The organism is Enterobacter sp. UPMP2061, assembly GCF_053709615.1.
On the sequence record NZ_JBSKJP010000003.1, the window covers coordinates 141,831 to 165,426 of the forward strand.

Sequence of the window (23,596 nt, forward strand, 5' to 3'; positions counted from 1 at the left end):
GTAAACGTAATATTAATTGAACAATTTTTATTTTAACGCGCGCCCTTCATACCAGGCATGACGATACAGGATATATCAAACCGGCGATGTTTTTTTAAACAGTCGCTGAAAATGGCATTTTGTTTTGGCTACGGGAATTAAACATGCTTGATTTGGAAAATCTGGAAAAAGCACAAAGAATCAGTCTGACGATGCAAGTTGAGAACAGTTTAAAGGGAGCGTTAATTACGGGCTCATTAAAACCTGGGGCTCGACTCATCACGAAAGAGATTGCGGATAAATTAGGCACCAGCATCACACCGGTGCGCGAAGCCCTGCTGCGCCTGGTGTCGGCAGGCGCATTACAGGCCACGCCTGCTCAGGCGTTTTTGGTGCCAGAGGTTACGCTGGAGCGTTATAACGAAATTAACGCCATTCGAAAACAGCTTGAGCCGATGGCCGTTGCGGCGGCGTGTCAGAATATGACCGAGACCAAACTGGATGCATTACGCGCGCTGTCAGATAACTTCAGCACCGCCATGCATCAGGGCGACGTGCAGAAGGCGATCCATGCCAACCGCGTGTTCCGGTTTACGCTTTATCAGTATGCCGAAATGCCGACCCTGAACTCGCTGATTGAGCAGCTCTGGGTACGGATTGGTCCGTGTATCAACTACCTGCACGAAGAGATGAAAGATATCCCTGCAACGACTTACCATTATGCCGATCTGCTTTCTGCGCTTGAGCAAAGGGACGTGACGGCCAGTCGGGAAGCGATCGACCGAGCCATTGATGAAGCTAATATCCTCCTGCAACGGCAATACTACAGTTAAGGATCGCACTGGCGCACTTATTTTTTTATTCGTTTTAAACTTCCCTGAGTATATTCCCGGCGCTTAAGGCTACCGGGAATGATGTTATTTTTTACCGGCAACGTGCGCTGCCGGAAAATGTTTTACTCAAAGCGATAAGAGACCGACAGGCCCACGCCATAGTTACGGCCAGGGGCGGGTTCGTAATAGCGATTGTAGCCAGCGTTAACAATCTCTGAACCGACGTACTCTTTATCAAACAGGTTATCGACGCGACCAAAGATGTCCATTCCCCATTTGCCGTAATTGAGTTTATACCCGGTATTCAGACCGACCACGGTATAAGAGGGCGCTTTGGCGGTATTGGTGTCGTTTGTCATCACGTCGCTCATGTAGCGGGCATCTGCCCCCGCGTACCAGCCTTCCTCAGGCTCCCAGCCAAACGACGCATACCCCATGTTACGGGCAATACCCGGCATTCGGTTGCCGCTACAATCTGATTTATCACAGACGTTGGTACGGTAGGTCGCGTCAAGGTAGGTCCACGCCATTTTCAGCTTCCAGTTCTCGGCAAACTGCTGATCGAGCGCAATTTCCATACCCTGACGGCGCGTTTTACCGGCATTTTTATAGCTGGTACGGCGTTCATTGTCTTTATCTACCACGATCTCATTGTCGGTATCCGTGCGGAACAGCGCCGCCGTCAGGATGCCATTGCCGATGCGGGTTTTGCTGCCAATCTCATAGGTGTTGTTGGTTGACGGTTGCAGATTAATATTGAGGCCGCCTTTGCCATCAGAACGGTAGGAGAGTTCGTTGATGGTCGGGGTCTCAAATCCACGTCCCGCCGCGGCATACAGGTTCCAGGCGTCGGTCACGGCGTATTTCACCGCACCAGCCGGGAGCCATTTATGGTAGCTGGCGTCACCGCTGTCATCGCCGTTTTGCGGGGTAATGTAATGATCGTTGGAGTCAAACCAGACGGAGCTGTAACGCACGCCCGCCTCAACGGACAGCTTTTGCGTGAGCTGCCACTGGGTTTGCAGGTAGGGATCAAGGTTCCACATCAGGTTACGTTCGTCACGGCGTTTGTTACCCTTCACGCCAAAATCCGGCACGCCATTGTTCATCACGAAGTTTTCATACCCGCGGCGATTTTCACTCATATTTTCGTAGTTAAGGCCGGTGGTAAACGTTACCGGCACCAGCAGCTCGCCGCGGTGGGTCCAGCGGGTATCAATACCCTGATAATGGCGCTGCATATCAATTACGCCGCCCGAATGCGCAGGATTGTCACGCTGAGTGGACGCCGGAATGGACTGGTACTGGGTCATTTCACGCTCACCGGCATACATCATCACGCTGAGGTCGTCCTGTTCGCTCAACTGACGGTCGTAGCGGATCCCGGCCTGGGTCTGCTTAATGGTTTTACGCGTATTGTACTGATCGCCACGGGGTGACTGGCGCGGGTTGTTCTGCCACTCCTGATAACTCAGTCCGCCCGGATCGTTGGCTTTCATGTCCACGCTGTTAAAAATCAGCGTTAGCTTGCTGACATCATCAATGCGCACGCCCAGTTTCGCATTGGCGAGGTTTTTCCGTGCGCCGCTGTGGTCGCGATAGCCATGGGTGGTGAAACGGGTGGTGGATACCGCATAGTCCACATCCCCCGCCTGAGTCCCGTCGCCCACCGCACCGGTGGCCTTCATGCCGTAACGCCAGGTGCCGTAGCTGCCGTAATAGCTGCTGGCTTCAATTGTGGCTGGCTGTTGTCCGGTCTGGGTGTTGATGTTGATCACGCCGCCGGAGGCATTGCCGTACAGGGCAGAGAAGGGGCCGCGCAGCACGTCGACGCTCTCAATGCTGTTGAGGTCAATGTTAGACGTCTGCCCCTGGCCGTCGGGCATGGTTGCCGGAATGCCGTCCACGTACATGCGGATCCCGCGTACGCCGAAGGTCGAACGCGCGCCGAATCCGCGAACGGAAAGTTGCAGATCCTGAGCATAGTTCTGGCGGTTCTGGATTTGCAGGCCTGGTACGCTCCCAAGGGATTCAGAAAGGTTGATGCGCGGTGTGGCATGTCGCATATCCTCGCCGCTCACCACGCTGACTGCGGCCGGGGTGTCCAGTTCGGAGACGGTTTGCGGCGTGGCGCTGACGATCAGGGTCTGTTCATCCGCGGCCATCGCACTCAGCGGGCTAAAAATGACGGGAACGAAGAGCAGTGGTAGTGATGCCTTACGGGCAGTAATAATTTTCATGGAGTAAACCGGTTAAGAAAAATCGAACCAAATCAACTGGAACCTGTGTATATATGTTAAATCCTTTGTAAATGTTATGAAAACTATAACCGCACATTTCGTGAATGTAAGGTTTTGAAGGAAAGAAATACTCCACATTCAACTGATTAATGATTACTATTCTCATTAAAATAACGGCAAAGCGATGACTTTGCCCACCGGAAGTGATGTCAGCGGTAAATCTCCTCATTTAAAAAGGAATTGTTATGTCTTTACGTCATCTGTGCTCGCCGCGCCTGCGTGGGTCTCTGCTGTTGGGCTCTTTACTGTTTGCCGGTACGTTCCAGGTTCATGCCGCTGAAGAGATGCTGCGCAAAGCGGTCGGCAAGGGCGCGTATGAAATGGCCGTCAGCCAGCAGGAAAACGCGCTGTGGGTTGCGACGTCACAAAGCCGCAAAACCGATAAGGGCGGCGTGGTCTATCGTCTGGATCCGGTCACGCTGGAAGTGACGCAGGCGATTCATAACGATCTCAAGCCGTTTGGCGCCACGATCGATAACGCCACCCAGACGCTGTGGTTCGGTAACACCGTCAACAGCACCGTGACGGCGATTGACGCCAAAACGAGCGAGGTGAAAGGGCGCCTGGTGCTGGACGATCGCAAGCGTAGCGACACGGTGAAGCCGCTTCAGCCGCGCCAGCTGGTGGCCGATGACACGACCAATACGGTGTACATTACCGGTATCGGCAAGGAGAGCGTGATCTGGGTTGTTGATGGCGCAACGCTGAAGCTGAAGGACACCATCACCAACACCGGCACGTTCAGCACCGGTCTGGCCCTGGATGCGAAGGCAAAACGCCTGTATACCACCAATGCGGACGGCGAGCTGGTGACCATTGATACGGCAACCAACAAAATCCTCAGTCGTAAAAAAGTGCAGGATGACGGAAAAGAGCACTTCTACCTGAACCTGAGCCTGGACACTGCCGGCCAGCGTGCGTTTGTGACGGATTCAAAACAGCCAGAAGTGCTGGTGGTGAATCTGAAAGATGGCAGCGTGATGCAGAAAATCGCCGCGCCAGCATCGCTGGCCGTACTGTTTAACCCGGCGCGTAACGAAGCCTATGTGACGCACCGCGAGGCGGGCAAGGTGAGCGTGATTGACGCCAAAACCTACAAAGTGACCAGGACCTACGATACCCCGGTTTACCCGAACAGCCTGGCGCTGTCTGCGGACGGTAAAACGCTGTACGTAACGGTGAAACAGAAATCAACCCGTCAGCAGGAAGCGACCCAGCCTGACGATGTGATTCGTATCGCGCTGTGATGGTGGAATTGCCCGGTGGCGCTGCGCTTACCGGGCCTACAAAACCATGAGATGTAGGCCGGGTAAGGCGAAGCCGCCACCCGGCTTTTTTATTAACGCGAGGTTTCTTCTACCAGCGGTGCGTCGTGCTTTTCATCGTCGTGATGAAGCGGCGCGGTGCTGTGGATCTCGTGAACGCGCTTACGCACGCCGAACCAGCCAGCAATCAGCAGAACCGCCAGCAGTGGGATCGTCGCGATGGTGTAAGTACCGTTCGGGTAGTCAAACGCCATCAGTACCAGCACGCTGAACAGGAACAGCAGGGTGAGCCAGGAGGTCACCGGTGCGCCCGGCATCTTGAAGCACACATCAGCCGCTTTGCCTTCTTTGATCGCTTTGCGCAGACGCATCTGGCAGACCACAATAAAGGCCCAGGAGGCGATAATCCCCAGTGCAGCCACGTTCAGAACGATCTCAAATACGCGGGACGGCACCAGATAGTTCAGGAACACGCCAAAGACGTAAACCACCAGCGTGGCCAGAATCCCCGCATAAGGAACCTGCTGCCTGCTCATCTTCGACATAAACTTCGGCGCAGAGCCTCCCATCGACATGGAGCGCAGGATACGGCCCGTCGAATAGAGCCCGGAGTTCAGGCTGGAGAGCGCGGCGGTCAGTACCACGATGTTCATGATGCTGCCCACGTACGGCACGCCCAGCTTAGAGAAGAAGGTTACAAACGGGCTTTGCCCCGCCTGGTATGCATTCCACGGCAGCAGCAGCACCAGCAGCACCACGGAACCCACATAGAACAGACCGATACGCCAGATCACGCTGTTGATGGCTTTTGGCACCATCGTCTGCGGATCTTTACATTCGCCTGCCGCCGTACCGACCAGTTCGATGGAAGCAAAGGCGAACACCACCCCCTGCACCAGCACCAGCGCTGGCAGCAGGCCGTGCGGGAAGAAACCACCGTTATCGGTAATCAGGTGGAAGCCGGTTGCGTTACCGTCCAGTGGTTTACCGGTACCGAGGAATACGGTTCCGACCACCAGGAAGATCACAATGGCCAGCACCTTCACCAGTGCGAACCAGAACTCCATCTCGGCGAACCATTTCACGCCGATCATGTTCATGGTCCCGACAATTGCCAGCGCCCCAAGGGCGAACACCCACTGCGGCACATCGCCAAACGCGCCCCAGTAGTGCATGTACAGCGCAACGGCGGTGATATCGACGATACCGGTCATCGCCCAGTTAACGAAGTACATCCAGCCCGCGACATACGCGGCTTTTTCACCAAGAAACTCGCGGGCGTAAGAGACAAAGCTGCCGCTGGAAGGGCGGTGGAGTACCAGTTCGCCGAGGGCGCGAAGGATGAAGAAAGAGAAGATCCCGCACACCAGATAGACCAGGGCGAGAGCGGGGCCAGCCATTTGCAGACGTGCGCCTGCACCTAAAAACAGACCTGTACCGATAGCGCCGCCGATGGCGATCATCTGCACCTGACGGTTGCCCATCGCCTTGTGATAGCCCTCTTCATGAGAGTTCAACCAGCGACGTTTCGCAGCATGATGATCGGCTGCGCTTTTATTGCTTGTTTTCATTGAGTTACCTGTTTGCCTGTCTGAACCATTAACGTGATAGTCCTGCCTGGCAGAAGCCGAAACAAACGATTGCTTCTGCGCAGACACATGCCGCCTTTCCAGTCATTCTGTGTATGGATAAGGCAAAACATGGCGAGGCATCCTACCCGCAATTGTTAAGTGACGCAAAATATAACCGTGTCGAAAGTGATGCTCGTCGAAGGAAATCGTGTGGTCAGAGCAGACGGCGATCACAACGCGCTGAATCGTGACGTTTTTTTAGGCAAAAAGGTCTGCGAATGCTGATTTAATCATCAGGTTTACTTAATAGTTACTTATAGGTAGAGCTTATGAATGCCGCAGGGCTGCAATAAGTAATGCAAACGCGGTAGTGTGCTGGCGGCGGCTCGGATAGTACAGATGGTATCCCGTAAAAGCCGGGCACCAGGCTTCAAGCACACGCACTAACCGGCTCTCAGCAAGGGCGTCCTGAACCGCATCTTCCGGGACGTACGCCAGCCCCAGACCATTTTCGGCGGCATCGATGCGTTGCGGCAGGCTGTTGAGGATCAGCTGGCCGTCAACCCGCACGCGCAGCTCACGTCCGTCCCGTTCAAATTCCCAGGCATATAATCCGCCGCGTGTGGGCAGGCGCATATTAATGCAGCGGTGCTGATCAAGCTGCTCCGGCGTTTCCGGTACGCCGAAACGTTGCAAATACTCTGCCGACCCGACGACCGCCATGCGCATGTCCGGCGCAATACGAACGGCAATCATATCTTTCGCCACCTGCTCACCCAGACGCACCCCCGCGTCAAAGCGGCCATCGACAATATCAGTCAGCCCATTGTCCACCGTGACTTCAACGTTGATATCAGGATACTGCGCCATAAAGGGTTTAAGCACAGGCCACAGCACCGCAGACATGGCGTGCTCCCCGGCGGTAAGGCGAATATTCCCGGCAGGTCTGTCGCGGGTATCACGCAGCGCGGTGAGTTCCTGCTCGATCTCCAGCAGATGGGGGCTTAAGCGCATGAGGAGTTGCTCGCCGGCCTCGGTAGGGGCCACGCTACGGGTGGTGCGGGTTAACAGACGGACTTCCAGCCTCGTTTCCAGATTGCGCATTGCGTGGCTGAGCGCCGACTGAGATACCCCAAGCTGCGCCGCGGCGCGGGTAAAGCTGCGCTCCCGGGCGACGACCATAAAGGAAAGCAGATCGTTGAAGTTGTCTTTTAACATGGCGGTTTACTCGATTTATGAAATGAATTCATGGTTCCTTTCTGATTATGCACTCTAATGCTCCCCATGGCTTTACGCTACTGTTAACGCAACAGCAAACGAGGAGTTAATCATGAAAATTATCCGTAGCGGTTCGTTACCTTCCGTTCAGGGGCCAGAGGCCTGGTTTACCGGCTGCGTGCGCATTGACGCGCCTTTCCAGGCGACTGAACCGGCAAAAGTCGGCGGCGCGACCGTCACCTTTGAACCCGGCGCACGTACCGCCTGGCATACGCATCCTCTTGGACAAACGCTGATCGTGACGCAGGGGCGCGGCTGGTTACAGGAGTGGGGGAAAGAGGCGGAACCGCTGAATCAGGGTGATATCGCCTGGATCCCACCCGGCGTGAAGCACTGGCACGGCGCAAGCGCGCAGACGGCCATGACCCATATCGCCATCGCAGAAGCTGTCGACGGGAGCCCGGTGGCATGGCTGGAGAAGGTCACCGACGAGCAGTATCCGAACGAGTAGTCTGGCGTTTCGTAAACAAATTATTAACGTTATGATTCGATCCGTTTTCTTCAGTATGTGCAGGCGGAACGGTGAAAATCAATATCATAGGCACCAGCGGAAGTGGGAAAAGCACGTTTGGCAGGCGAATCGCGGAGGCGCTGGCTATCCCTTACATTGAGATGGACAGGCTTTACTGGCGAGCGAACTGGCAGGGAACACCGGATGATGAGTTTCTTGCAACCCTGGAAAAAGCGCTCGCCGCCTCGCCTGACTGGGTCCTGGACGGGAATTACAACCGCACACGCGACGTTAAGTGGCGCGACGTCGATCTGGTGGTGTGGATAGATCGTGGGTTTATCCGCACGCTCTGGCAGGCGGTGACGCGGGCCTCCAGACGCGCCTGGCACAAACAGGAGCTCTGGCCCGGCACGGGGAACCGCGAAAGCTTTCGTCGGTCGTTCCTTAGCAAGGACTCTATTATCATCTGGACGATCAAAACCTGGCGCAGCAACCGCAAACGATATGAGGCGGATATGCAAAACCCGCAGTACGCACACATTCGCTTTCTCCGCATTACCCGACGGCAGGATGCGGAAAGACTCATTACATCGCTCAAATCACGCCGATGACAGACGCTCTATTGCCGTTTTCCGGCAATCCAAATGTAAATTAATTGTTTCTCAGAGGTGAAATCCACCTTTAATAATGACGACATGTTAAGTCAAACGAGAACGCAACATGTCATGGCGAATCAGCATTCTGGATAAAAGCCCCGTCGCAGAACACGAAACAGCCGCCGATGCGCTGGCGCGAACCTTAGCACTGGCGCAACAGGCAGAAACGCTGGGTTATCACCGCTTCTGGATTGCCGAACACCACAATACCCCGCAGCTTGCCAGCCCCTCGCCGGAGCTGCTGATTGCCTGGATCCTCGGGCAAACAAAACGTATTCGCGTGGGCTCAGGCGGCGTCATGCTGCAACATTACAGCCCCTATAAAGTCGCCGAAAATTTTAACGTACTGGCCGCCATTGCGCCGGGCCGGGTTGATCTGGGCGTTGGCAAAGCGCCCGGCGGTCTGCCGCTCTCTACCCGCGCCTTGCAGCACGGCCTTAATCCGCAGGAAAAAGGCCGCTTTGCTGAACAACTGACGCAGCTCGATCGCTGGATCCGCCCTGAAAATCAGTCAGCGGAGGAGGACGTTCGCGCCACGCCGCTGCCGCCGGTGCCTGCCCGGGGGTTTCTGCTGGGCGCCAGCACAGAAAGCGCGCTGCTGGCTGCCTCCCTTGACTGGCATTTTGTCTTTGCCGCCCATCTGAACGGTGATCCTGAGCTGCTACGCGAGGTCGTCACAGCCTGGCGTCAACACAGCGTCCGGGAGGTGATTGTGGCCGTGCAGGCCATTGTTGCCCCAACCCAGGCTGAGGCCGATGCGCTGGCGCAGAAGGTTGAAGTGTGGGGCGTGGAGCTGGCAAACGGACAGCGCGTCACCGTCGCCAGCGAAGAACAGGCCTACGCCTTTGCGCGGCAGGCGGGGAGTGAACCGGTGCGCATCGCGCGTCGGGCGCAGTCTCTGCTGGCCGGAACGGCGGCGTCGGTGCTTGAACAGCTCAACGCGCTGCATCAGCAGTGGGGGATTGACGAATTTATCATCGACACGCCGGTCGCTGATGGCGCAACGCGCGTGCAGTCCCTGCGACTGCTGGCCGAGGCGCGTCTTAACAGGGAGGTGACCGTATGAGCTTTAGCGAACAACTGATTGCCTGGCGCCGTGAGCTGCACCAGAACCCTGAACTCTCTGGTCAGGAGGTCGAAACAACGGCGCGCCTGCGCGAGTGGCTGACGGCAGCCGGGATTGCCCCGCTGCCTTACGATCTCCAGACCGGGCTGGTTGCGGAGATCGGCACGGGCAACGCACTGGTTGCGCTGCGCGCCGATATCGACGCGTTACCCATCGACGAGCGCAGCGGGGTGCCGTTTAGCTCCCGGCGCGCCGGGGTGATGCATGCCTGCGGACACGACATTCACACCAGCGTGATCCTCGGCGCCGCGCTAAAGCTGAAAGAGCGGGAAGCCTCGCTCAACGGTCGCGTGCGGATCCTGTTCCAGCCAGCGGAAGAGAATTTCGGCGGAGCGAAAAGCATGGTGCGGGCCGGGGCGTTACGCGACGTACGCGCGATTTTTGGGATGCATAACGAGCCGTCACTGCCGGTCGGCGAGTTTGCCACGCGCGGCGGCCCGTTCTATGCCAACGTTGATCGCTTCGTTATTCACGTGACCGGCAAAGGCGCGCATGCCGCACGTCCCCATGAAGGCAACGACGCCATCGTGCTGGCAAGCCAGCTGGTAACCGCGCTGCAAAGCGTAGCCAGCCGTAACGTCAACACGCTGGATTCGGTTGTTCTGAGCGTGACGCGCATCGCCGGGGGGAATACCTGGAACGTGCTGCCGGAAAGCGTTGAGCTGGAGGGCACGCTGCGCACGCACCGCACGGAAGTGCAGCAGAACGTGAAAGCGCGCGTCGGTGAAATCGCCGCCGGATTTGCCAGCGCCTTTAGCGCGCAAATCAACATCACCTGGTACGCCGGGCCCACCGCGCTGGTGAACGATGAGCACTGGGCCGGGTTTGCCACCTCGGTCGCGCGCGAAGCGGGATATGAAACCCGGCATGCGGAACTGCACATGGGCGGGGAGGATTTCGCGGTCTATCTGCAAAACATACCCGGCGCGTTTGTCAGCATTGGCAGCAACAGTCCGTTTGGGTTACATCACCCGGCATTTAACCCGGACGAAGCATTAATTGAACCCGCTGCCCGCTATTTTGCTCAGCTCGCGGAAAAAGCCCTGCAACACGTTTAATTAATTTGAGGTGAATATGTCTGCACATCGTCAATTGCGGCTGGGGACCATTTTGCATGGTGCATCCGGAAATATGTCTGCCTGGCGCCATCCGGCGGCGGTCGCGGATGCCAGCATTAATTTTGATTTTGTTAAAGAAACGGCTTTAAAAGCAGAAGAGGGCAAGCTCGACTTTATATTTGTGGCCGACGGTCTTTATATTAACGAGAAATCCATTCCGCATTTTTTAAACCGCTTTGAGCCGCTGACGGTGTTGTCCGCGCTGGCGAGTATCACCTCGCGTCTGGGGCTGGTCGGCACGTTATCCACCTCCTACAGCGAGCCTTTCACCGTTGCACGCCAGTTCGCCAGCCTCGATCACCTGAGCAACGGACGCGCGGGCTGGAACGTGGTGACGTCACCGCTGGAAGGGTCAGCCAGGAACTTCTCCCGCGAAAAACACCCGGAGCATGCGCTGCGCTACCGCATTGCCGATGAGTATCTCGACGTGGTGAAGGGGCTGTGGGATTCCTGGGAAGGGGATGCCTTTATCCGCAATAAAGAGAGCGGACAGTTCTTTGATGCGTCGAAACTGCATACTCTTGATCACCACGGTGATTTCTTCCAGGTTTCCGGCCCGCTGAATATTGGCCGCACGCCGCAGGGACATCCGATTGTCTTTCAGGCTGGCGCGTCCGACGACGGTAAAAAGCTGGCGGCAAAACACGCTGACGCCATCTTTACCCACCATGACACGCGGGAAGAAGCCCAGGCTTTTTACCGCGATGTTAAACAGCAGCTGGAAAGTCACGGCCGCCGCGCAGAGGATTTACATATATTCCAGGGCGTCAGCGTGATTGTTGGAAACGACGCCGATGACGTAGAAAACCAGTATCAAACTACGGCGGCACTGGTCTCAATTAATGATGCGCTGAATTACCTCGGACGTTATTTCGAGCATCACGACTTCAGCCAGTATCCCCTCGACGCGCCGTTCCCGGATATTGGCGATTTGGGCAAAAACAGCTTCCGCAGCACCACCGATGAAATCAAGCGTAACGCCCGTGAGCGCAACTTAACTCTGCGTCAGGTCGCGCTGGAAGCCGCATCGCCGCGCCCGCGTTTTTCCGGCACACCGGAGCAGGTGGCCGATGGTTTACAGGCCTGGTTCGAAGAGAAGGCGGCGGATGGCTTCATCATTCAGGGCGGCACGCCGGACACCTTCCCGCGCTTTGTTGACCAGGTGGTGCCCGTTTTACAGGCGCGCGGCCTGTTCCGCACCGACTATCCCGGCACCACGCTGCGCGAAAGTCTGGGCTTAGACGAGCCCAAAAATCAGTTCACACAACAATAAAAGAGAAAAACGCTATGCAGAAATCATCGCTTATTCTGGCGCTTGCGCTGGCCTTTACCCCTGCCGTCTGGGCAGAGAACGTCAATATTAACGGCACCGGCGTGAGCATTGAGGCCAATAAAACGCCGATCAATACCGCCAAAAACAGCGATGCGATCGCGCAACTGCCGAAAGACTATCGTTTTGCCGTGCCGGGGAAATTTACCGTGGCGGTGGCGGGACTGAATCAACCGCCACTGACGGTCTTTTCCGACGACAACAAAACTCTGCTGGGAAGTGAGGTCGACATTGCGCGTCTGGTGGCGGACAGCCTCGGACTGGAGCTGAACGTGGTGCCCACCTCCTGGGAGGACTGGCCGTTGGGGGTTGCCTCCGGGAAATACGACGCGGCTATCAGCAACATCACCGTCACTAAAGCGCGCAAAGAGAAGTTCGACTTCGCCACCTACCGCAAGGATTCACTTGGCTTCTACGTGAAATCCACCAGTCCGATCAACTCGCTTGTGAAGGCAGAGGATATCGCCGGGCTGCGCATCATCGTGGGTTCCGGCACCAACCAGGAGGCCATCCTGCTGGCATGGAACGAAGAGAACCTCAAAAAAGGGCTTAAACCCTTTACGCCGATCTACACCAAAGACGACGCGGCCCAAACGCTGGCGCTTCAGTCCGGACGCGCGGACGCCTACTTTGGCCCGAACGTGATCGGTGCCTGGAAAGCGGCGCTTAACGGTAAAACCAAACTGGTCGGCAGCGTCGACGGCGGCTGGCCGAAGGCGGCGCATATCGCGGTGACGCTGAAAAAAGGCAGCGGCCTGGTCGAACCGGTTCAAACCGCGCTGAACGGCGCGATCAAGAACGGAGATTACGACAAAGTGCTGAACCGCTGGGGGGAAGGTGTGGAGCGTATCCCCAGTTCCGAAGTTAACCCGGCGGGTCTGGGCGATTAAGGAGGCGCTATGCGGGAACAATTTCGTGACGTTTCGCCGGAAGATGCCGATCTTCAGCCCATTATCGAGGGGCTTTTCGGTGAGTACGCCGCTCGTTACGGCGACTACTTTTCAAAGGATGCGGAAGTCGAGCTGACAGAGTGGTACCTGGCGCCGCAGGGGCTCTTTATCGTCCTGGAGCGCGATGGCGAGATCATCGCCACCGGTGCGTACAAGCCCTTCGACGAACATACCGCAGAGATCAAACGCATCTGGACGAATAAAACGCTGCGCCAGCAGGGGCTGGCCGCGCGCGTGGTACAGGAGCTGGAGCGCCGGGCGGTGGTGGCGGGCTACAGCCACATCTACCTGACCACGGGGTTTCGCCAGCCGGAGGCAGTGCGGCTCTATCTCAGCCAGGGGTACCAGCCGCAGTTCGATCTTAACCGTGATCCGGAAGAGTATAGCCAGCCGCCGTTCGACGGTCGGCTGCGTTTCACCAAGACGCTGATCCGCGAAGCGCTCAGCAAAACCGCATAAGGAGCGACGATGAGCAACGTTGAAACCATAAAAGTGGTCCCGGCACGTTATCCGCTGCGCGCTGCTGGCGCCGTGGTGGCGCTGTTTGTGCTGGCGGTCGTGATCCAGTCCGTGGCCTTTAATCCGCGCTGGGAATGGGCGGTATTTGCCCGCTGGTTCTTCGACCCGGTGATCCTCGAAGGCGTCGGTCAGACGCTGCTGCTGACGTTGATCAGCACCGTACTGAGCGTGGTGATTGGCGGCATGCTGGCGCTGGCGCGGCTCTCGTCATCATGGCTGTTGAGCAGCATGGCGTGGGGTTACATCTGGCTGTTCCGTTCCCTGCCGCTGATCGTGGTGCTGATTATCCTCTATAACTTCTCCTATCTCTACGACACGCTCTCTCTCGGCGTGCCTTTTACCGGCATTACCTGGGGCAGCTTTGAAACCATCAACGTTCTCGGGCAATTTTCTACCGCCATCGTGGGGCTGACGCTGGTGCAGAGCGCCTATACTGCGGAGATCATTCGCGGGGGCTTCCTTGGGGTCGACCACGGTCAGTATGAGGCGGCCGCTGCGCTGGGTCTGCCGGCGTGGCGTCGCACGGTGCGCATAATTCTCCCGCAGGCGCTGCGCACCATCCTGCCGTCCGGGTTTAACGAAATCATCAGTCTCGCCAAAGGGACGGCGATGGTTTACGTGCTGGCGATGCCGGAACTGTTCTACACGATCCAGATGATCTACAACCGCACCCAGGAGGTGATCCCGCTGTTGATGGTGGGGGCCGTCTGGTATCTGGTGATCACCACCGTACTGTCTGCCATCCAGCATGTTATTGAGCGTGGACTCGCCCGCAGCGAGCGCCGCTCCGCCGTTAACCACAACCGGGCGGCCAGTCGCGCGCGTTCCGTCACCACTTCGCCAGCACAGGAGCTTGTTCATGCAAGCCTCTCCTGAAGGACATATTTCCATTACCGGCGTCAGTAAGTATTTTGGCCGACATAAAGCGCTCGATAACGTCACGCTTGAGATCCCGCCGGGCTCCGTGACGGTGATCCTCGGCCCCTCAGGATCGGGAAAATCGACGCTGCTGCGCACCATTAACCATCTTGAGCGCGTAGACGAAGGCTTTATTCAAATTGACGGGGATTACATCGGCTATCGCCGTCAGGGTGACAAACTCTACGAGCTCAAAGAGAAAGAGATCCTCAAACAGCGCGTCAACGTTGGGTACGTGTTTCAGAACTTCAATCTTTTTCCGCATCTCACGGTGCTGGAAAACCTGATTGAAGCACCCATCGCGCATAAAAAGTTCAGTAAAAAAGAGGCTGTTGAAAACGCCTACAGCCTGCTGGATGTGGTAGGACTGCGCGATAAAGCCGATGCCTGGTCACGTCACCTCTCCGGCGGCCAGCAGCAGCGTATCGCCATTGCCCGCGCGCTGGCGCTGCGCCCCCGCGTGATGCTGTTTGATGAACCCACCTCGGCGCTGGATCCGGAACTGGTTGGCGAAGTGCTGGACGTGATTAAAAAGCTCGCCCGTTCCGGCACGACGCTGGTGGTGGTCACCCATGAGATCGGTTTTGCCCGGGAAGTGGCGGACCAGGTGGTATTTATGGTCGACGGTAAAATTGTGGAGCAGGGCAGCAGCGACGACGTGTTAAACCGACCGTCGCATCCGCGAACGCGCCAGTTCCTCTCAAAAGTGCTGTAAGGAGCGCAGATGAAATATGGAATCCTGGCGGGGCTGGTCTTCACGACGGCGAGCCACGCCAGCATTGATTTAAAGGCCAACGAACAGCCGCTGCCGGTGACGGTTGATCAACAGGCGGTGGCGAAAATCCCGGCGAACTATAAATTTGTTGAGCCGGGGACCCTCACGGTAGCAATTTCAGCCCTGAATTCTCCGCCGCTGGCGCTGCTGGCCAGTGATAACCGCACCCGTATTGGCAGCGACCCGGATATCGCCCGGTTGCTGGCGGGCAGCCTGGGGCTGAAGCTGAAACTGGTGCCAACGGCGTGGGAAGACTGGCCGCTGGGGATCACTTCCGGGCGCTATGACGTGGCGTTGGTTAATATCGCCGTCACCGAGCAACGTAAGGAGAAGTTCGATTTTGCGACCTATCGCGTCGATTCCCTGGCCTTCTCGGTGAAATCCACCAGCAACGTACAGTCGATCACCCGTGCGAAAGATCTGGCCGGTAAAAAGGTGATTGTCGGGTCAGGCACCAATCAGGAGCGTATTCTGCTGGGCTGGAACGAAGAGAATAAAAAGGCCGGGCGCGAGCCTGCGTTGCCGGTTTATCTGACCGACGACGCCTCAGGCAATCTCTATATTCAGTCCGGCAGGGCGGATGTGTTCTTTGGACCGCAGTCCGTTTCGGCCTACAAAGCCGCGTTAACCGGAAAAACCCGCGTCGTGGGATTAGGCCCGAAGAAAGCTTATGTCGCCACCACAACCAAAAAAGGTAATGGGCTGGTGTATGCGTTGCAGGCTGCGCTGGACGGTGCGATTAAGCGCGGGGAGTATCAAAAGGTGCTGGCGCGCTGGGGGGAAGCGGGCGAAGCGGTGACGTCTTCAGATGTTAATCCGCCCGGGATAACCTACTAATGGTGCTCTACACTTAGGGTTTTCATCCCTGAGGGGGCAACATGATCAAACTCTATGGCGTACCCGGCTGGGGATCGGCAATCAGTGAAGTGATGCTGACTCTGGCAGACATCCCGTATCAGTTCGTCAACGTGGACGGGTTTGACCAGCCCGGCCCGCAGCGCGAATTGCTGTTGAAACTGAACCCGCTGTGCCAGGTGCCGACGCTGGAGCTGGAAAATGGGGCGATCGTGACGGAAACCGCAGCGATCGCCCTGATGGTGCTCGACAGACGTCCCGACCTCGCGCCGCCCGTAGGGCAGGCCGAGCGCCAGCAGTTTCAGCGCCTGCTCATCTGGTTTGTGGCGAACGTCTATCCCACCTTTACGTATGCAGATTACCCGGAACGCTGGGTGCCTGATGCCCCGGAACAGCTGAAGAAAAATTGCATTGAGTACCGAAAATCGCTCTATCTGTGGTTCGACAGCCAGCTCAGCGCCTCGCCGTTTGCGTTTGGCAAACAGCTGACGCTGCTTGACGTCTATATTGCCGTTGCGCGTACCTGGGGGCCACGTCATGAGTGGTTTGCCACTAACACGCCTAATATTACCGCCGTCGCGGATGCCGTCTGCGCGCTGCCGGAACTGCACAAGGTGCTAAAAGCTAACGATATAATCTGATAACGTGGAACGCTCACCTATAAAAGGAGCCCTGCCCATGCCACACGTTGATATCAAATGTTTTCCACGCGATCTGACTGACGAACAAAAAACGGCCCTGGCGGCGGATATCGCCGAAGCGATCGCCCGTCATCTGAACAGCAAAGATCGCTCAATCTCCGTGGCGCTTCAGGAGGTTCAGGAAGCTGACTGGAAGGCGCAGGTCTGGGATACCGAGATCGGCCCGAAACTGGATGAACTGATTAAGAAGCCCGGTTATTCGATGTAACTTGCCTGCCGGGTGGTGCAATATCACCCGGCGCTCCTCGCTTTTATTCCCTTTCGCAAAAATCGATAATAAAAACCATAACGATTCCGCTACAATTCATCCTTCCGAACAATATTCGTTAAATCAGCAGGTAAGCACTGCAACTGCACCAGATTAAGTACAAATTAGTAAAAGGATAATTTTTCCATGACAAAATTACCTCAGTTTTCACTCGCCTTTATTCATCCTCGTTACTGGCTCAGCTGGGCAGGCATTGCCGCGCTCTGGTGCACGGTTCAGCTTCCGTACCCGCTGCTGTTGAAAACAGGTCACGGGCTTGGGCGTCTGGCTATGCGCCTGCTTCCACGCCGCGTGGAGATCGCCAGACGAAATCTTGAGCTTTGCTTTCCTGATATGAAAGAGGACGAGCGCGAGCGTTTACTTGAGCGTAATTTTGAATCGGTTGGAATGGGCGTCATCGAAACGGGGATAGCGTGGTTCTGGCCAGACTGGCGCGTACGGAAACACTTCAGCGTAACCGGCTACGAACATATGGAACAGGCGCGGGCGCAAGGAAGGGGAGTGGTGCTCATTGGCATGCATTTTCTCACGCTGGAATTAGGCGCACGCATCTTTGGGATGCTCAACGCGGGTATTGGTGTGTATCGTCCCAACAATAATGCGTTGCTCGACTGGCTGCAAACGCGCGGTCGTCTGCGTTCCAATAAAACCATGCTTGACCGCTATGACCTGAAGGGCATGATCCGCGCGCTGAAGCAAAACGAGATCCTGTGGTATGCCCCGGACCACGACTATGGCAAAACGAATAGCGTGTTTGTGCCGTTTTTTGCCGTCCCGGACGCCGCGACAACTGCCGGGAGCTACATGCTGGTGAAAAGTGCCAGACCGGCCGTGATCCCGTTTGTACCGCGCAGAAAAGCAGATGGCACAGGGTATGAGCTGATTATTCTGGAAGATATTAGCGATACCTTGCAGGGAGGCGACAAAGCGTCGGTGGCCACGCAAATGAACAGAGCGATTGAGCGCGCCGTGATGATGGCGCCTGAGCAATATATGTGGCTGCATCGCCGGTTCAAAACCCGCCCTGAAGGCCAGCCGGACCGGTATAAACGCAAAAAACAGGTCGCGTCTACTGCAAGAACCTTTTCTGCCAGCGATATTTCGGACCGGTCGAGTATCCAGCAGTAGCCCGGCAGGGCGGATGCCGGTGCGCTCCGCCCTTTATAAATCCTGCCGCGCTGGATAGAATTACCGCATCCACATTGACGGGATGCCCCACATGACCGGAAGAGTCGATTATCATCTTGAAAAATACCTCCTCACCGAAGCCGGTGAGCCGGAACGCCTGACGCGCCAGTGGGCGGAGGTGATGCGCGAGTGTCATGACCAGAAATCCGGGGCAGAAGAGCGGCTGCGTCTTGCGCTGCTGAATGTGGATTACGTGACCAGCTTTGAGCTTCCCTTCCGGTTACTTCTTACCCGCGCACCGCAGCTGATTGATGGCATCAGAAATGAGTTTCAGCTTAGTCAAAAAAATGTCCTGTTCAACGGCAAGCGGTTTGGCTGCGTCTACAGCCTTAAACAGGATTTGAACGGCATTCCCGATGAATTTACCTACCACCTGAAGACCCGTATTCAGCGAATCGATGCGTCCGGCGCTTCGGAAGTGCCTTACCGGCAAATCGCTCAGCAGGTGAAAGCCCCCCGCGAGCGCCTCCAGCTGGCGCTGGAGCAGGGGCTTACGGTCACCGCGCTTGACGGGCTTTTCTGGTTTGGCCTCCAGCGCATAGCCGCCGAGGTGCAGCGGTTAAGGAAGACCGGGATGAGAATAGTGACGTCCGATACGGAGGTGTTCGACACCCTTACCGGAACAACACGGCGCATTCCGGTTTATCGTCTTGAGGACGCTGCCGCTACTTAGCCTGGAGCAGGATCGCCAGCAGCCCAGGAAAGCGGGCGTCCAGATCCTCTCTTCTCAGTGAGATCATATTCTCGCGCCCCTGCGGGCGCTGCCAGATCACGCCGCTGTCGCGCAGCACGCGCCAGTGGTGAGTCATAGTAGATTTCACCACCTCTTCCGGGCGCAGCGCGTTACAGCTCAGTTCGCTGCCGTCGGCCAGCCTGCGGATAATCGCTAATCGCAGCGGGTTGCCGAGGGCGAACAGCACATTTTCCAACACTATTTGTTCAGGTTCCGGGTGGTTTGGGATCATCGTTTTCCTGCGTCTCGCGTGAGATTGAGCTATATCAACAATAGGTCAACCGTTAAAAAATAGTTCGATAATACTCGTACAATAGGACTATTATAACAAACGAACGAACACGCGACCATCCCGGTCGTCACAAACCAGTCATGAAGACTTAAGGAAATATCATGCCCCGACCCATTCCACTCGAACGTTATCGCAACATCGGTATCTCCGCGCATATCGATGCCGGCAAAACAACCACCACTGAGCGCATCCTGTTTTACACCGGGATGAGCCACAAGCTGGGTGAAGTACACGATGGCGCGGCAACCACCGACTGGATGGCGCAGGAGCAGGAGCGCGGGATCACCATTACGTCGGCGGCGGTAAGCTGTTTCTGGCCCGGTATGGACAGAGGCTTTTAACCGCACCGCATCAATATTATCGACACCCCCGGGCACGTGGATTTCACCATTGAGGTGGAACGTTCCATGCGTGTGCTCGACGGTGCGGTGATGGTCTATGACTCCGTCGGTGGCGTGCAGCCGCAGTCGGAGACCGTCTGGCGTCAGGCGAATAAATATCACGTTCCGCGTCTGGCGTTCGTCAATAAAATGGACCGCCCGGGTGCGGATTTCTTCCGCGTGGTGCGGATGATGCAGGAGCGGCTGAAAGCCAATCCGGTCCCGATTGTGATCCCCGTGGGGGCAGAAGAACACTTCACCGGCGTGGTGGATCTCATCAGGATGCGCACCATTCTGTGGGATGATGCGACGCAGGGCATGGCGTTTAGCTATGCGCCAGTGCCTGACGATCTGCTGAGCACCGCCCAGGCGTGGCGAGAAAAAATGGTTTCGGCTGCGGCAGAAGCCAGCGATGAGCTTATGGATAAGTACCTTGAGACGGGCGAACTGGATGAAGCGGAAATCATCAAAGGGCTGCGGATCCGGACTATCTCCGGCGAAATACAGCCCATGCTGTGCGGCAGCGCCTTCAAGAACAAGGGCGTGCAGCGCATGCTCGACGCGGTGATTGAATTGATGCCGTCTCCACTGGACGTGCCCGCTATTGATGGGGTAGACGAAGACGGACAGCACGCCGAGCGCCACCCAAGCGATGATGAACCGTTCTCGGCGCTGGCCTTCAAGCTGATGAGCGATCCGTACGTCGGCCAGCTGACCTTTATCCGCGTCTATTCCGGCATACTGCGTAAAGGCGACGCGGTGTACAACCCGGTGAAGGGTAAGAAAGAACGTATCGGGCGCATCGTGCTGATGCATGCCAACGATCGCCATGAGGTGGACGAGCTGCGCGCAGGGGATATCGCGGCCTGTGTCGGGCTGAAAGACGTCACCACCGGTGACACGCTGACCGATCCGAATGCGGTGATCACCCTTGAACGGATGGAGTTCCCGGACCCGGTTATTTCGCTGGCGATTGAGCCGAAAACCAAGGCCGATCAGGAGAAAATGGGGATCGCCCTACAGCGCCTGGCGGCGGAAGATCCGTCGTTCCGCCTGCACACGGACGAAGAGTCCGGACAGACGATTATCTCCGGGATGGGCGAGCTGCATCTGGAGATCATCGTCGACCGCATGAAGCGCGAGTTTGGCGTTGAGGCGAACATTGGTCGTCCGCAGGTCACCTACCGTGAAACTCTGCGTAAAGCGGTGAAGGATATTGAAGGTAAATTTGTCCGACAGTCCGGCGGGAAAGGGCAGTACGGTCATGTGGTCCTGAGCCTTGAGCCGTTAGCCGCCGGGAGTGGTTTTGTGTTTGAAGATGCCACCAAAGGCGGGGTGGTGCCGCGGGAGTACATCCCGTCGGTGGAAAAAGGCTTGCGAGAAGCCATGAATACGGGAGTGCTGGCGGGCTATCCGGTGGTGGATGTGAAAGCGACCCTGACGTTTGGTTCCTACCATGACGTTGACTCCTCGGAGATGGCCTTCCGCATGGCGGCGATCCTCGGCTTCAAAGAGGGCGCACGGCGGGCGGATCCGGTTATTCTTGAGCCGGTCATGCACGTTGAGGTGGAAACGCCGGAAGAGTACGCCGGGAACATTATGGGCGATCTCTCCTCCCGTCGCGGCCTGGTGCAGGGGATGGCAGAGCAGTACGGCAGCCAGATTATTCGCGCTGACGTCCCGCTGGCTGAGATGTTTGGCTACGCCACCACGCTGCGCTCGATGTCCCAGGGGCGCGCGACGTATACGATGGAATTCCATCATTTTGCGGAAGCTCCGCGGAATGTGGCGGATGAGATTATTACGAAGCGTGTGAAGAGTTAATTAATTGCACATGGTAGTCATTTGGCTACCATGTGCCTTTATTATTACGACAGGGAGTTTATGCCTGTTACTTAATTAGCGTCGCCGATCGCACTTTCCATTTTCCTTGCTCTTCAACGAGACAATCTGCAATAACATGATCTTGCTTCTTACCAAATGCGACATAGACGTTTGTGCAAACGGCGTCAAAATCAGAATGTAAGACGGTTATCTGATTCCAGTCATCATCCCAGTCCTGCGCTTTGATAAACATATCCGCATCGGGCATATCTTTGTCGTTACTGTCGCCAGAGTACATTTCTTTAATTGCTGCAATGGTCCCTGAGGCTACGTACTCGTTCATAATGTCTGGATTGAGTACGGGTGGTTTGTTCTGATCTAACTGCGCTATATACCATTGATTGAATTTAAGCGCCACTAGCCCCGGTGCATAGGTGGTTTCCGCGCCCGCTAAGGAAGACAGGATGAAAAGTAAAAAGAAGAGTGGCTTCGATGACATAATGTGCCTAATTACCGATGCTTTTTGCTTGAGCATTTTATTTGGAATATAAAATTTCGCCATATCTATCCAGGACATTAATATTTCCTTAACGGGGAATTGCTAACTCAGCAACTCAAGAAATATCCTCCGTTCTACAACGCAGTGGTAAACATAAAATGCCATAGAAATTTTATATAATTCAGATGGGTATAATTAAAAAATCATTCCAGCGCCTTGACCATTTTCCCGCTCGCGACAAACGTACCCGCACCCAGATGATGCAGCGTATTCAGCTTATCCCCGTCAAACTGCCAGCGTCCGGCGACAAATGCGCGTTCATCCGCCGCGGCGGAAACCACTTCGCCAAACAGAGTGTCATATTTCTCGGCCGCAGAGGTTACAGGTAATAACCGGCACTCCATCCACGCCAGACATTTCTCTTCTATAACCGGCAGGCCAAGCTCAGGGCCATAAATAACCGGGATCCCGTAGCAGTTAAATTTATCCTCGTCGCGCCCGCTGACGCTGCCGACCGCCCAGGTCCAGTTGGCTGCCGCCACGCCGGGGATCACAATGCCGAATTTCCCGCTGCGTTCGATCAACTCCCGTGACCACGCGCTTTTGTCTACCACAATCGCGATACGCGGGGGCTCAAATTCCACCGGCATAGACCATGCGGCGGCCATGACGTTGCGACGATCGATGGTCTCATCCCGGCTGGTTATGAGCACGGTTGGACCGTGATTCAGAAGACGGCTGGCATGGCGTAATTCAACAGGGCGAAAGTGGTTCATAGGATCTCCTCATGTACACGATGAGTATGACGAAAAAGCACTTTTGCGCATATGCATAAGGGAAAATAGTTTATAAACAGGGAATATCACATCCTGGAGCAAATCATGTCCCCATTTCTGAGTGCTTATTTCGCCCGCACGGGCTGGCAGCAGCCCGTACAGGTTGATATCGATACCCTGCAGGGGCTGCATTTACACCATAACTGCGCAATCCCTTTCGAAAATGTCGATGTTGTTTTGCCGCGGGAAATCCATCTGGACGACGGGTGTCTGGTGGATAAACTGGTCACCGCGCGTCGGGGGGGGTATTGCTTCGAGCAAAACGGCCTGTTTGAGCGGGTGTTGCGCGAAGTCGGTTTTACGGTGCGCAGCGTGCTGGGGCGGGTTGTGCTGGCCAATCCGTCGCAGATGCCGCCGCGTACGCACCGGTTGCTGCTGGTTGAGCTGAACGGCGAGCGCTGGATCGCCGATGTGGGATTTGGCGGACAAACGCTGACGGCGCCGATTCGTTTGATCGCCAACGAGGAACAGGAAACCCCGCACGGGAGTTATCGTTTGCTGAGCGAGGGTAACGACTGGGTACTGCAATTCCGCCATCACGAGCACTGGCAGTCGATGTACCACTTCGACCTGGCGACCCAATACTTCAACGATTACGTGATGGGAAACTTCTGGTCGGCGCACTGGCCGCAGTCCCATTTCCGTCATCACCTGCTGATGTGTCGCCACCTGCCGGACGGGGGCAAGCTGACGCTGACCAACTTTAATTTTACCCACTGGCAGAACGGGCATGTGGAGGAGCAGATCCATTTGCCGGATGCGGAGGCGCTGTATAAGCTGATGCAGGCGCGGTTTGGCCTGGGCGTTGATGACCCGAAGCACGGCTTTACCCTGGCCGAGCTGACGGCCGTGATGGCGGGGTTTGATACGCATCCACAGGCAGGGAAATAGCCCGGTGGCGGCTACGCCTTACCGGGCCTACAGCGGCTTGAAACGTAGGTCGGGTAAGGC

At 56.3% G+C, this 23,596-nt stretch carries 21 protein-coding genes and 2 pseudogenes; 17 read left to right on the plus strand and 6 right to left on the minus strand.

The window, feature by feature from the left end; genetic code table 11:
• The first annotated feature begins 143 nt into the window (after nucleotides 1-143).
• A complete protein-coding gene (locus ACWKXX_RS09495) occupies nucleotides 144-812 on the plus strand; it encodes a GntR family transcriptional regulator (RefSeq protein WP_003856981.1) in 669 nt (222 codons plus the stop codon).
• A gap of 122 nt (nucleotides 813-934) precedes the next feature.
• On the opposite strand, the gene pqqU is transcribed toward ACWKXX_RS09495, so the two are convergent.
• The gene (gene pqqU / locus ACWKXX_RS09500) at nucleotides 935-3,052 is read right to left on the minus strand and encodes a TonB-dependent receptor PqqU (protein WP_023303791.1); all 2,118 of its coding nucleotides are present in this window, start codon (nucleotides 3,050-3,052) and stop codon (nucleotides 935-937) included.
• 245 nt (nucleotides 3,053-3,297) lie between these two features.
• Between pqqU and yncE the strand changes: the two genes are divergently transcribed.
• Complete coding sequence (gene yncE / locus ACWKXX_RS09505; protein ID WP_023303790.1) at nucleotides 3,298-4,359, plus strand: 7-bladed beta-propeller protein YncE; 1,062 nt, start codon at nucleotides 3,298-3,300, stop codon at nucleotides 4,357-4,359.
• 92 nt (nucleotides 4,360-4,451) lie between these two features.
• Here yncE and ansP read toward each other — a convergent pair whose 3' ends face one another.
• Both ansP and ACWKXX_RS09515 read right to left on the minus strand, forming a co-directional pair.
• Nucleotides 4,452-5,948: an L-asparagine permease gene (ansP, locus tag ACWKXX_RS09510; protein ID WP_015570454.1), complete on the minus strand. Its 1,497-nt coding sequence runs from the start codon at nucleotides 5,946-5,948 to the stop codon at nucleotides 4,452-4,454.
• A 327-nt stretch (nucleotides 5,949-6,275) separates the two neighbouring features.
• Nucleotides 6,276-7,166: a LysR family transcriptional regulator gene (locus ACWKXX_RS09515; RefSeq protein ID WP_045334941.1), complete on the minus strand. Its 891-nt coding sequence runs from the start codon at nucleotides 7,164-7,166 to the stop codon at nucleotides 6,276-6,278.
• 112 nt (nucleotides 7,167-7,278) lie between these two features.
• Between ACWKXX_RS09515 and ACWKXX_RS09520 the strand changes: the two genes are divergently transcribed.
• From ACWKXX_RS09520 to ACWKXX_RS09580, 13 genes and pseudogenes are all read left to right on the plus strand, one after another.
• On the plus strand, nucleotides 7,279-7,677 hold the full coding sequence (locus ACWKXX_RS09520) for a (R)-mandelonitrile lyase (RefSeq protein WP_015570456.1): 399 nt from the start codon (nucleotides 7,279-7,281) through the stop codon (nucleotides 7,675-7,677).
• Nucleotides 7,678-7,748: 71 nt separating this feature from the next.
• On the plus strand, nucleotides 7,749-8,288 hold the full coding sequence (locus ACWKXX_RS09525) for a shikimate kinase (RefSeq protein WP_017693371.1): 540 nt from the start codon (nucleotides 7,749-7,751) through the stop codon (nucleotides 8,286-8,288).
• A gap of 109 nt (nucleotides 8,289-8,397) precedes the next feature.
• Nucleotides 8,398-9,399, plus strand: coding sequence for an LLM class flavin-dependent oxidoreductase (locus ACWKXX_RS09530; RefSeq protein ID WP_214595822.1), 1,002 nt, complete (start codon nucleotides 8,398-8,400; stop codon nucleotides 9,397-9,399).
• Nucleotides 9,396-10,517 carry an amidohydrolase gene (locus ACWKXX_RS09535; protein WP_017382285.1) on the plus strand — a complete coding sequence of 374 codons (1,122 nt, stop codon included), beginning with the start codon at nucleotides 9,396-9,398 and terminating at the stop codon, nucleotides 10,515-10,517. The genes ACWKXX_RS09530 and ACWKXX_RS09535 overlap by 4 nt, the downstream gene beginning before the upstream one ends.
• 16 nt (nucleotides 10,518-10,533) lie before the next feature.
• A pseudogene (locus tag ACWKXX_RS09540) lies at nucleotides 10,534-12,797 on the plus strand (NtaA/DmoA family FMN-dependent monooxygenase).
• 9 nt (nucleotides 12,798-12,806) lie between these two features.
• Nucleotides 12,807-13,316 (plus strand): GNAT family N-acetyltransferase, encoded by a 510-nt coding sequence (locus ACWKXX_RS09545; RefSeq protein WP_045334933.1) that lies wholly within the window; start codon nucleotides 12,807-12,809, stop codon nucleotides 13,314-13,316.
• Nucleotides 13,317-13,325: 9 nt separating this feature from the next.
• Entirely contained in the window at nucleotides 13,326-14,252 is a 927-nt protein-coding gene (locus ACWKXX_RS09550; RefSeq protein ID WP_454540806.1) for an amino acid ABC transporter permease, read from the plus strand.
• Complete coding sequence (locus tag ACWKXX_RS09555) at nucleotides 14,236-15,009, plus strand: amino acid ABC transporter ATP-binding protein (RefSeq protein WP_040117688.1); 774 nt, start codon at nucleotides 14,236-14,238, stop codon at nucleotides 15,007-15,009. The genes ACWKXX_RS09550 and ACWKXX_RS09555 overlap by 17 nt, the downstream gene beginning before the upstream one ends.
• Before the next feature lie 9 nt (nucleotides 15,010-15,018).
• Nucleotides 15,019-15,906 (plus strand): transporter substrate-binding domain-containing protein, encoded by an 888-nt coding sequence (locus ACWKXX_RS09560; protein WP_163294189.1) that lies wholly within the window; start codon nucleotides 15,019-15,021, stop codon nucleotides 15,904-15,906.
• 41 nt (nucleotides 15,907-15,947) lie between these two features.
• Nucleotides 15,948-16,565, plus strand: coding sequence for a glutathione S-transferase family protein (locus ACWKXX_RS09565; RefSeq protein WP_006810732.1), 618 nt, complete (start codon nucleotides 15,948-15,950; stop codon nucleotides 16,563-16,565).
• Between the two features lie 37 nt (nucleotides 16,566-16,602).
• Nucleotides 16,603-16,833 (plus strand): tautomerase PptA, encoded by a 231-nt coding sequence (gene pptA, locus ACWKXX_RS09570; RefSeq protein WP_003857012.1) that lies wholly within the window; start codon nucleotides 16,603-16,605, stop codon nucleotides 16,831-16,833.
• Between the two features lie 186 nt (nucleotides 16,834-17,019).
• Complete coding sequence (locus ACWKXX_RS09575) at nucleotides 17,020-18,021, plus strand: Kdo(2)-lipid IV(A) acyltransferase (RefSeq protein WP_032648397.1); 1,002 nt, start codon at nucleotides 17,020-17,022, stop codon at nucleotides 18,019-18,021.
• Between the two features lie 91 nt (nucleotides 18,022-18,112).
• Nucleotides 18,113-18,754, plus strand: a complete 642-nt coding sequence (locus ACWKXX_RS09580) for an ECs1377 family protein (RefSeq protein WP_063863949.1) — start codon at nucleotides 18,113-18,115, stop codon at nucleotides 18,752-18,754.
• Here the strand turns inward: ACWKXX_RS09580 and ACWKXX_RS09585 are convergent.
• Complete coding sequence (locus ACWKXX_RS09585; protein ID WP_000612740.1) at nucleotides 18,747-19,046, minus strand: ArsR/SmtB family transcription factor; 300 nt, start codon at nucleotides 19,044-19,046, stop codon at nucleotides 18,747-18,749. The genes ACWKXX_RS09580 and ACWKXX_RS09585 overlap by 8 nt on opposite strands.
• A gap of 161 nt (nucleotides 19,047-19,207) precedes the next feature.
• Between ACWKXX_RS09585 and fusA the strand changes: the two are divergent.
• Nucleotides 19,208-21,310 (plus strand): annotated as a pseudogene (gene fusA, locus ACWKXX_RS09590) (elongation factor G).
• A gap of 67 nt (nucleotides 21,311-21,377) precedes the next feature.
• On the opposite strand, the gene ACWKXX_RS09595 reads toward fusA, so the two are convergent.
• Nucleotides 21,378-21,809, minus strand: a complete 432-nt coding sequence (locus ACWKXX_RS09595; RefSeq protein ID WP_032620331.1) for a DUF3828 domain-containing protein — start codon at nucleotides 21,807-21,809, stop codon at nucleotides 21,378-21,380.
• A gap of 203 nt (nucleotides 21,810-22,012) precedes the next feature.
• Complete coding sequence (locus ACWKXX_RS09600; RefSeq protein WP_039270701.1) at nucleotides 22,013-22,585, minus strand: flavin reductase family protein; 573 nt, start codon at nucleotides 22,583-22,585, stop codon at nucleotides 22,013-22,015.
• A gap of 105 nt (nucleotides 22,586-22,690) precedes the next feature.
• Here ACWKXX_RS09600 and nhoA point away from each other — a divergent pair, with 105 nt between their 5' ends.
• Entirely contained in the window at nucleotides 22,691-23,536 is an 846-nt protein-coding gene (gene nhoA / locus ACWKXX_RS09605; RefSeq protein ID WP_284329610.1) for an N-hydroxyarylamine O-acetyltransferase, read from the plus strand.
• The last annotated feature ends 60 nt before the right edge of the window (nucleotides 23,537-23,596 follow it).

What these genes read in the sequence shown, in the direction of transcription:
- ACWKXX_RS09495 (WP_003856981.1), top strand. Translation starts at nt 144, where the DNA reads ATGCTTGATTTGGAAAATCTGGAAAAAGCACAAAGAATCAGTCTGACG.
- pqqU (WP_023303791.1), bottom strand. Translation starts at nt 3,052, where the DNA reads ATGAAAATTATTACTGCCCGTAAGGCATCACTACCACTGCTCTTCGTT.
- yncE (WP_023303790.1), top strand. Translation starts at nt 3,298, where the DNA reads ATGTCTTTACGTCATCTGTGCTCGCCGCGCCTGCGTGGGTCTCTGCTG.
- ansP (WP_015570454.1), bottom strand. Translation starts at nt 5,948, where the DNA reads ATGAAAACAAGCAATAAAAGCGCAGCCGATCATCATGCTGCGAAACGT.
- ACWKXX_RS09515 (WP_045334941.1), bottom strand. Translation starts at nt 7,166, where the DNA reads ATGTTAAAAGACAACTTCAACGATCTGCTTTCCTTTATGGTCGTCGCC.
- ACWKXX_RS09520 (WP_015570456.1), top strand. Translation starts at nt 7,279, where the DNA reads ATGAAAATTATCCGTAGCGGTTCGTTACCTTCCGTTCAGGGGCCAGAG.
- ACWKXX_RS09530 (WP_214595822.1), top strand. Translation starts at nt 8,398, where the DNA reads ATGTCATGGCGAATCAGCATTCTGGATAAAAGCCCCGTCGCAGAACAC.
- ACWKXX_RS09535 (WP_017382285.1), top strand. Translation starts at nt 9,396, where the DNA reads ATGAGCTTTAGCGAACAACTGATTGCCTGGCGCCGTGAGCTGCACCAG.
- ACWKXX_RS09545 (WP_045334933.1), top strand. Translation starts at nt 12,807, where the DNA reads ATGCGGGAACAATTTCGTGACGTTTCGCCGGAAGATGCCGATCTTCAG.
- ACWKXX_RS09550 (WP_454540806.1), top strand. Translation starts at nt 13,326, where the DNA reads ATGAGCAACGTTGAAACCATAAAAGTGGTCCCGGCACGTTATCCGCTG.
- ACWKXX_RS09555 (WP_040117688.1), top strand. Translation starts at nt 14,236, where the DNA reads ATGCAAGCCTCTCCTGAAGGACATATTTCCATTACCGGCGTCAGTAAG.
- ACWKXX_RS09560 (WP_163294189.1), top strand. Translation starts at nt 15,019, where the DNA reads ATGAAATATGGAATCCTGGCGGGGCTGGTCTTCACGACGGCGAGCCAC.
- ACWKXX_RS09565 (WP_006810732.1), top strand. Translation starts at nt 15,948, where the DNA reads ATGATCAAACTCTATGGCGTACCCGGCTGGGGATCGGCAATCAGTGAA.
- pptA (WP_003857012.1), top strand. Translation starts at nt 16,603, where the DNA reads ATGCCACACGTTGATATCAAATGTTTTCCACGCGATCTGACTGACGAA.
- ACWKXX_RS09575 (WP_032648397.1), top strand. Translation starts at nt 17,020, where the DNA reads ATGACAAAATTACCTCAGTTTTCACTCGCCTTTATTCATCCTCGTTAC.
- ACWKXX_RS09580 (WP_063863949.1), top strand. Translation starts at nt 18,113, where the DNA reads ATGACCGGAAGAGTCGATTATCATCTTGAAAAATACCTCCTCACCGAA.
- ACWKXX_RS09585 (WP_000612740.1), bottom strand. Translation starts at nt 19,046, where the DNA reads ATGATCCCAAACCACCCGGAACCTGAACAAATAGTGTTGGAAAATGTG.
- ACWKXX_RS09595 (WP_032620331.1), bottom strand. Translation starts at nt 21,809, where the DNA reads ATGTCATCGAAGCCACTCTTCTTTTTACTTTTCATCCTGTCTTCCTTA.
- ACWKXX_RS09600 (WP_039270701.1), bottom strand. Translation starts at nt 22,585, where the DNA reads ATGAACCACTTTCGCCCTGTTGAATTACGCCATGCCAGCCGTCTTCTG.
- nhoA (WP_284329610.1), top strand. Translation starts at nt 22,691, where the DNA reads ATGTCCCCATTTCTGAGTGCTTATTTCGCCCGCACGGGCTGGCAGCAG.